Here is a 6,089-nt window from a genome sequence, read left to right as displayed (position 1 = left end):
CACGCGGCCCGCACCACACCGTCCACCTCCCCCGCAGACGCCTCCACCCCCACCCGCTCCCGCCGCTTCCCGCTACGGGGGTCGACACTCCAGACTGGTGCTGCTGCCACGGCGGTTTCCTTCCGGTCTCTGCCACCCACCGGAGTTGTTCGGTATTCTGAACAGTGTTCCTGGTGGTGAATATGCTGGGGACTCTATTTCCGGGCGTTCCGCACGGTCAAGAAGGGGCGTACAGCAATGTCGGTTGCCGATTCCGGTGGGGCGCAGGTCAAGTCCGCAGTGCGGACCGTGGAGTTGCTCGAATACTTCGCCGGGCGGCCCGGCATGCACTCGCTCGCCGCGGTCCAGGAGGCCGTCGGTTATCCCAAGTCGAGCCTGTACATGCTGCTGCGCACCCTCGTGGAGCTCGGCTGGGTGGAGACGGACGCGACGGGCACGCGGTACGGCATCGGGGTGCGCGCCCTGCTCGTCGGGACGTCGTACATCGACGGGGACGAGGTCGTGGCGGCCGCCAGGCCCACCCTGGACCGGCTCTCCGACGACACCACGGAGACCATCCACCTCGCGCGCCTCGACGGCACGAACGTCGTCTACCTGGCGACCCGGCAGTCCCAGCACTACCTGCGCCCCTTCACCCGCGTGGGGCGGCGGCTGCCCGCGCACTCCACCTCGCTCGGCAAGGCGCTGCTCGCGACCTACAGCGACGAGCAGGTGCGCAAGCTGCTCCCGGAGACGCTCGCGCCGCTGACCGAGCACACCATCACCGACCGCGAGAAGCTCATCGAGGAGCTGCACCTCATCCGCGAGCAGGGCTTTGCCGTGGACCGCGAGGAGAACACACTCGGGCTGCGCTGCTTCGGCATCGCCATCCCGTACCGCACCCCGGCGCGCGACGCGATCAGCTGCTCGGTGCCGGTCGCGAGGCTCACGCCGGCGCACGAGCAGATGATCAAGGACGCGTTGTTCGACGCCCGCGACCGGCTCACCCTGGCGACCCGGAGGCTCTGACCGTGGACGTGATCCTGCGTGAGGTCCAGGACAGCGATCTCCCGGTGTTCTTCCGGCACATGAGTGACCCGGAGTCCAACCGGATGGCCGCCTTCACCAGCGAGGACCCGACGGACCGGGCCGCGTTCGACACCCACTGGGCGCGGATCCGGGCGTCGGACGCGGTGATACGGACGGTCCTCGCCGACGGAGAGGTGGTCGGCCACACCGCCGTGTACGGGCCGCCGGAGGAGCGGGAGGTCACCTACGTCATCGACCGCGCGCACTGGGGACGCGGCATCGCCACGCTGGCGCTGCGCGCGCTGCTGGAGGTCGTACCGGCCCGTCCGCTGCACGCGCGTGCGGCGGCGGACAACGCGGGCTCTGTCCGGGTGCTGCGCAAGTGCGGGTTCGTGGTGACGGGCCACGACCGGGGGTTCGCCAACGCGCGGGGCGAGGAGACGGACGAGGTGGTCCTGACACTGGCGTGACGCCCACGCCTTCGCGGCCGGGGCAAGCCTTCACGGCGGCGCCGCTCCCCCGCGCGGTGGAGGCGGATCGTCACGGAGCAGGAGGTGGAGGGACCGGCGGGCACGGGAGCGTTGGGGGCATGACAACGACCTCGGCCGAGACCGGCCTCTCCCTGCGACACCGCCCCCTCACGGCCGCGCTGCGTGCCGTCGCGATCGTGGCCTGCTTGCCGTACCTCGGGCTCAAGATCGCCTGGATCGCGGGCAGCCGTGTCGGCATTCCCGAGGGCAGCGCCCTTCTCGACCACCGTCTGGTGATGGCCGTCGCCAACAGCGTCACCGTACTGATGGACGCGTCCGTCGTGGTGCTGGCGCTGCTGCTCACCCGGCCGTGGGGGCAGCGGGTACCCACGTGGCTGCTGGCGGTGCCGATGTGGGCCGCCACCGGGCTGCTCGCGCCGATCATGGTCGGGTTCCCGGTGCAGCTGCTCGGCACGGCCATAGGCGGCAACGAGGCACCGGCCGCCGCCGAGGAGCCCTTCCTGCACGACTGGGTGTTCAGCGTCGTGTACGGCGGCTTCATCCTCCAAGGACTCGCCCTGGGCACGCTGTTCGTGCTGTACGCCGACAAGCGCTGGGGTCACCTGTGGCGCGGCAGGGTGTGGGAGCTGCCGACCGGTGCGACGGGCACGTTCATGCGGGTGACCGCCGTCGCCGGCTCACTGCTCGCCCTGTTCCCCGCGGTCATGCACGCGCTGTGGGCCGCAGGCGGGACCACCGCGCTCCCCGCCGACCGCGTGCTGCAACGCACCACGTCCTTCTACCTGTTGGAGGGTGTCCGCGTCGGCTTCACGGTGCTGGCGGTCGCCGGTGTGCTGCTGCTCGCCTTCCGGCTGCGCCCCGCCCTGTCGGTCCGCGGGCCGCTGGCCGCGGCCTGGGTCGGGGCGAGCGCGCTGGGCGCGTGGGCAGGCTGGATGATTCTCGGCGCGCTCATGCCCGAGTCGGACGAGGGAAAGCAGACACCCGCGCTGCTGATGCTCACCTACGCTGGGGAGATGATCTCCGGTCTGCTGCTCACCTGCGCCGTCGCCTCCCTGCTGCGCAGGCGCGGCGCATGACCCGACCGGGCCCCGTGCTGCGGTCCGCCGGCCGGGCGCTGTTCGGCCGCCGGGCCCGGCTGCGCTGGGTCCATCTGGTGCTCGGCGGCGCGTTGTTGATGCCGTTCTGGCTGGTGGGCACGGTGGTCGTCGGTCCGCTGACGGACGCGTCGAACTTCTTCGCGGGCTCCCTGGCCCTCCAGTTCGGTGCGTACGCCGTGGCGTTGCCGCTCGCCGCTGTCGCCGGGCTGTTCCCCATGGCCAGGCCGCTGTCGGTGGTCGTCGCCCGCACGCTGTGCGGCGTCCCCGGCGAGCGGCTCGCGGACGGGCAGGCACGTACCCGGGCCGCCCGGGTACGCACCGCGGGCTGGTTCACCCTGCACCTCGGGGTGGGTGCGCTGATCAGTGGGGCGTCCCTCGCGCTGCCGCCGTTCGCCGTCGGGCTGATCCTCTCCCCCGTGTTCCCGGGGGTACGGGACTATCTGCGGGTGCCGCACGACGCCTGGTGGTCGGTGCTGCTGGTGGTCGCCGGAACCGGGATGCTGCTGGCGCTCGCGGCCGTGTCCGCGGCCACCGGGGCGCTGCTGGCCCGTCAGGCGCCGGTGCTGCTCGGCCCGACCCCGGCCGACCGGCTGGCCGCGGCCGAGCGGCGGGCGACCGAGCTCGCGGAGCGCAACCGCCTCGCCCGTGAACTGCACGACTCCGTGGGCCACGCGCTGTCCGCCGTCACCCTCCAGGCGGGAGCGGCCCGCAAGGTGCTGGACAGCGGCCGGGCCGCCGATGTGGAGTTCGTACGGGAGGCGCTCGCCGCGATCGAGGAGACCACCCGCCGCACGGTGGGCGAGCTGGACGCCGTGCTCGGCCTGCTGCGCCAGGACGGCGACGGCGACGGCCGGCTCGACGGACCCACGCTGGCGGCCCTGGACGGACTGCTGTCCCGCAGCGGTGTGGCCGTCGCGCTGCACACGAAGGGCGCGCTCACGGCCGTGGCGGCGCCGGTCTCCCGCGAGGCGTACCGGATCGTCCAGGAAGGGCTGAGCAACGCCCTGCGCCATGCCGGGGCTTCACCGGTGACGCTGTGGATCGCCGCAGGAGACGAGGAGTTGGAGATCAGGATGGAGAATCCCGTGCCCGAGCGGGCCCCGGTGCAGCGCCCCGGCGGTGGCCGCGGGCTGCGCGGAGTAGCAGAACGGGCCGCGCTGCTCGGCGGGCAGGCGGCGGCCGGGCCGGACGACGGCGTCTGGCGGCTGTCGGCCCGGCTGCCGCTGGCGGGCAGCCGATGAGCACGGTGCGGGTCGCCCTCGCCGACGACGAGCGGATGGTGCGCACCGCGCTGCGCGTGATCCTGGACGCGGAACCGGACCTGGAGGTCGTCGGAGAGGCGGCGACGGGTGCGGAGGCGGTGTCCGTGGTGCGGCAGCTGCGTCCCGACGTGGTGCTGATGGACGTGCGGATGCCGGAGATCGACGGCATCCGCGCCACCGAGCAGATCCTGTCCACGATGGACGAGCCGCCGCGGATCGTCGTCGTGACGACGTTCGAGAACGATTCGTACGTGTACGACGCGCTGCGCGCCGGGGCGGCCGGGTTCCTGCTGAAGCGGGCGGCTGCCGACGAGCTGGTCCAGGCGGTCCGGCTGGTCGCGCGCAGCGACTCACTGCTGTTCCCCGCGGCCGTGCGCTCGCTCGCCGCCGAGTACGGCCGCCGGCCGGCGGCGACCGCTCCGCCGTGGGCGGCGCGGCTGACCGGGCGGGAGGCGGAGGTGCTGCGGCTGATGGCCACCGGGCTGACGAACGCGGAGATCGCCGGCCGAATGGGTGTGGGCCCTGCGACGACGAAGACCCACGTCGCGGCGGTCCTGGGCAAGATCGGCGCTCGGGACCGTACACAGGCGGTGATCGCGGCGTACGAGTCGGGATTCATCTCGCCCCGCTGACCGGCGCCCGCCCCGGCCGGGCGGCGCCGGGCTCCCCGCCGCAGATGAGGAAGTCCTGAGAAAACGGACGGACAGGAACGAACCGCGCCGTGCCGCTCGTCCCTCGTACGGGATGAACAAGACGATCAGGCGTGCCGCCGTCTTCAGTCTGCTGCTGGTCCTCGCCCTGCTGGGGCGGGCGACCTGGGTGCAGGCGTACGAGGCGACGGCCCTCACGGACAACGACCGGAACCGGCGGAAGATCATCGCGCAGTACGCGCATCCGCTGGGCGACATCATCGTGGCCGGCTCCGCGGTCACGGGCTCGCAGCGCACGGAAGGAGGCGATCTCGCGTACAAGCGCTCCTACACCGACGGCGCACTGTACTCGGCCGTCACCGGCTACAGCTCGCAGGCGTACGGGGCGACCCAGCTCGAGGGCATCTACTCAGGCATCCTCGACGGGACCGACCTCAAGCTGAAGAACCCGCTGGACACGCTCACGGACAAGCAGCAGGACCCGGGTGACGTGGTGACGACGATCGACCCCGCGGTGCAGAAGGCCGGCTTCGCGGCGCTCGGCGACACGAAGGGCGCCGCGGTCGCCATGGACCCGGAGACCGGGGAGATCCTCGGCATGGTCAGCACCCCGTCGTACGACCCGTCGACGATCAGCGGCACCCTGGACGGCGAGGCCTGGCAGAAGCTGCTCGACGACGAGGACAAGCCGCTGGTCAACCGGGCGCTGCGGCAGCCGCTGCCGCCGGGTTCGACGTTCAAGCTGGTCGTCGCGGCGGCCGCGCTGGAGGACGGCCTGTACTCGTCCGTCGACGAGCGGACCGACAGCCCGGACCCCTACCGGCTGCCCGGCACGGTCACGGACCTGGAGAACGAGAACCCCTCCGCGCCCTGCGAGAACGCCACGATCCGGACCGCGCTGCGGTACTCGTGCAACAACGTCTTCGGCAAGATGGCCGTCGACCTGGGGCAGGACAAGGTGCGGGCGACGGCGGAGAAGTTCGGCTTCAACGACGAGAAGCAGGACGTGCCGGTACGGGCCTCGGCGAGCGTGTACCCGTCCGGGATGAACGCGTCGTCGACCGCCCTGACCGGCATCGGCCAGTTCGATGTGACGGCGACGCCGCTGCAGATGTCGCTGGTGTCGGCGGCCATCGCCAACGACGGGGTCATGGCGTCACCTCATATGGTCTCCAAGGTGGTGTCCGCTGACGGCGACACCCTCGAGTCCTTCGAGGACGGCGCCTCGCAGCGGATCATGTCGTCCCGGACGGCGGAGCAGCTGCGCAGCGCGATGGTGACGGTGGTCGAGGACGGCACGGGCTCCAACGCGCGGATCCCCGGCCTGGAGGTCGGCGGCAAGACCGGTACCGCCCAGCACGGTGAGAACAACAGTAAGACGCCGTACGCCTGGTTCACCTCGTACGCCAAGGATCCCGGCACCGGTAAGGCGGTCGCCGTGGCCGTGCTCATCGAGGACTCGGGCGCGGAGCGCTCGGAGGTCAGCGGCAACGGGCTGGCGGCCCCGGTGGCGCAGAAGATGATGGAGGCGGCGCTGAAGTGAGGAAGCGGCGCCGGACCGACCCGTGAAGAACCCTGGGC

The 6,089-nt window shown here is 72.1% G+C and carries 6 protein-coding genes; all 6 read left to right on the top strand.

Annotated elements, in window-relative coordinates:
- Positions 1 to 237 precede the first annotated feature (237 nt).
- The 6 genes from ACIPJI_RS06050 (at position 238) to ACIPJI_RS06025 (ending at position 6,051) form a co-directional block, all read left to right on the top strand.
- Positions 238 to 1,008, top strand: coding sequence for an IclR family transcriptional regulator (locus ACIPJI_RS06050; protein ID WP_307705745.1), 771 nt, complete (start codon positions 238 to 240; stop codon positions 1,006 to 1,008).
- Positions 1,009 to 1,010: 2 nt separating this feature from the next.
- Positions 1,011 to 1,478 (top strand): GNAT family N-acetyltransferase, encoded by a 468-nt coding sequence (locus ACIPJI_RS06045; protein ID WP_356625453.1) that lies wholly within the window; start codon positions 1,011 to 1,013, stop codon positions 1,476 to 1,478.
- Positions 1,479 to 1,597: 119 nt separating this feature from the next.
- Positions 1,598 to 2,575 (top strand): hypothetical protein, encoded by a 978-nt coding sequence (locus tag ACIPJI_RS06040; protein ID WP_356625452.1) that lies wholly within the window; start codon positions 1,598 to 1,600, stop codon positions 2,573 to 2,575.
- Positions 2,572 to 3,837: a sensor histidine kinase gene (locus ACIPJI_RS06035; protein WP_402244690.1), complete on the top strand. Its 1,266-nt coding sequence runs from the start codon at positions 2,572 to 2,574 to the stop codon at positions 3,835 to 3,837. Before ACIPJI_RS06040 ends, ACIPJI_RS06035 begins: the two co-directional genes overlap by 4 nt.
- The gene (locus ACIPJI_RS06030; RefSeq protein ID WP_307705749.1) at positions 3,834 to 4,490 is read left to right on the top strand and encodes a response regulator transcription factor; all 657 of its coding nucleotides are present in this window, start codon (positions 3,834 to 3,836) and stop codon (positions 4,488 to 4,490) included. The genes ACIPJI_RS06035 and ACIPJI_RS06030 overlap by 4 nt, the downstream gene beginning before the upstream one ends.
- A 112-nt stretch (positions 4,491 to 4,602) precedes the next feature.
- Positions 4,603 to 6,051, top strand: a complete 1,449-nt coding sequence (locus tag ACIPJI_RS06025) for a peptidoglycan D,D-transpeptidase FtsI family protein (RefSeq protein ID WP_402244687.1) — start codon at positions 4,603 to 4,605, stop codon at positions 6,049 to 6,051.
- Positions 6,052 to 6,089: the final 38 nt, after the last annotated feature.

Origin of the sequence: Streptomyces sp. NPDC086835 (assembly GCF_044745705.1) — a bacterium.
In the GTDB taxonomy this organism is placed as follows: domain Bacteria; phylum Actinomycetota; class Actinomycetes; order Streptomycetales; family Streptomycetaceae; genus Streptomyces.
This window is presented reverse-complemented; position numbering and strand designations above follow the sequence as displayed.

Coding starts and splice junctions, on each gene's coding strand:
- ACIPJI_RS06050 (WP_307705745.1), top strand. CDS start 238: ATGTCGGTTGCCGATTCCGGTGGGGCGCAGGTCAAGTCCGCAGTGCGG.
- ACIPJI_RS06035 (WP_402244690.1), top strand. CDS start 2,572: ATGACCCGACCGGGCCCCGTGCTGCGGTCCGCCGGCCGGGCGCTGTTC.
- ACIPJI_RS06030 (WP_307705749.1), top strand. CDS start 3,834: ATGAGCACGGTGCGGGTCGCCCTCGCCGACGACGAGCGGATGGTGCGC.
- ACIPJI_RS06025 (WP_402244687.1), top strand. CDS start 4,603: ATGAACAAGACGATCAGGCGTGCCGCCGTCTTCAGTCTGCTGCTGGTC.
- ACIPJI_RS06040 (WP_356625452.1), top strand. CDS start 1,598: ATGACAACGACCTCGGCCGAGACCGGCCTCTCCCTGCGACACCGCCCC.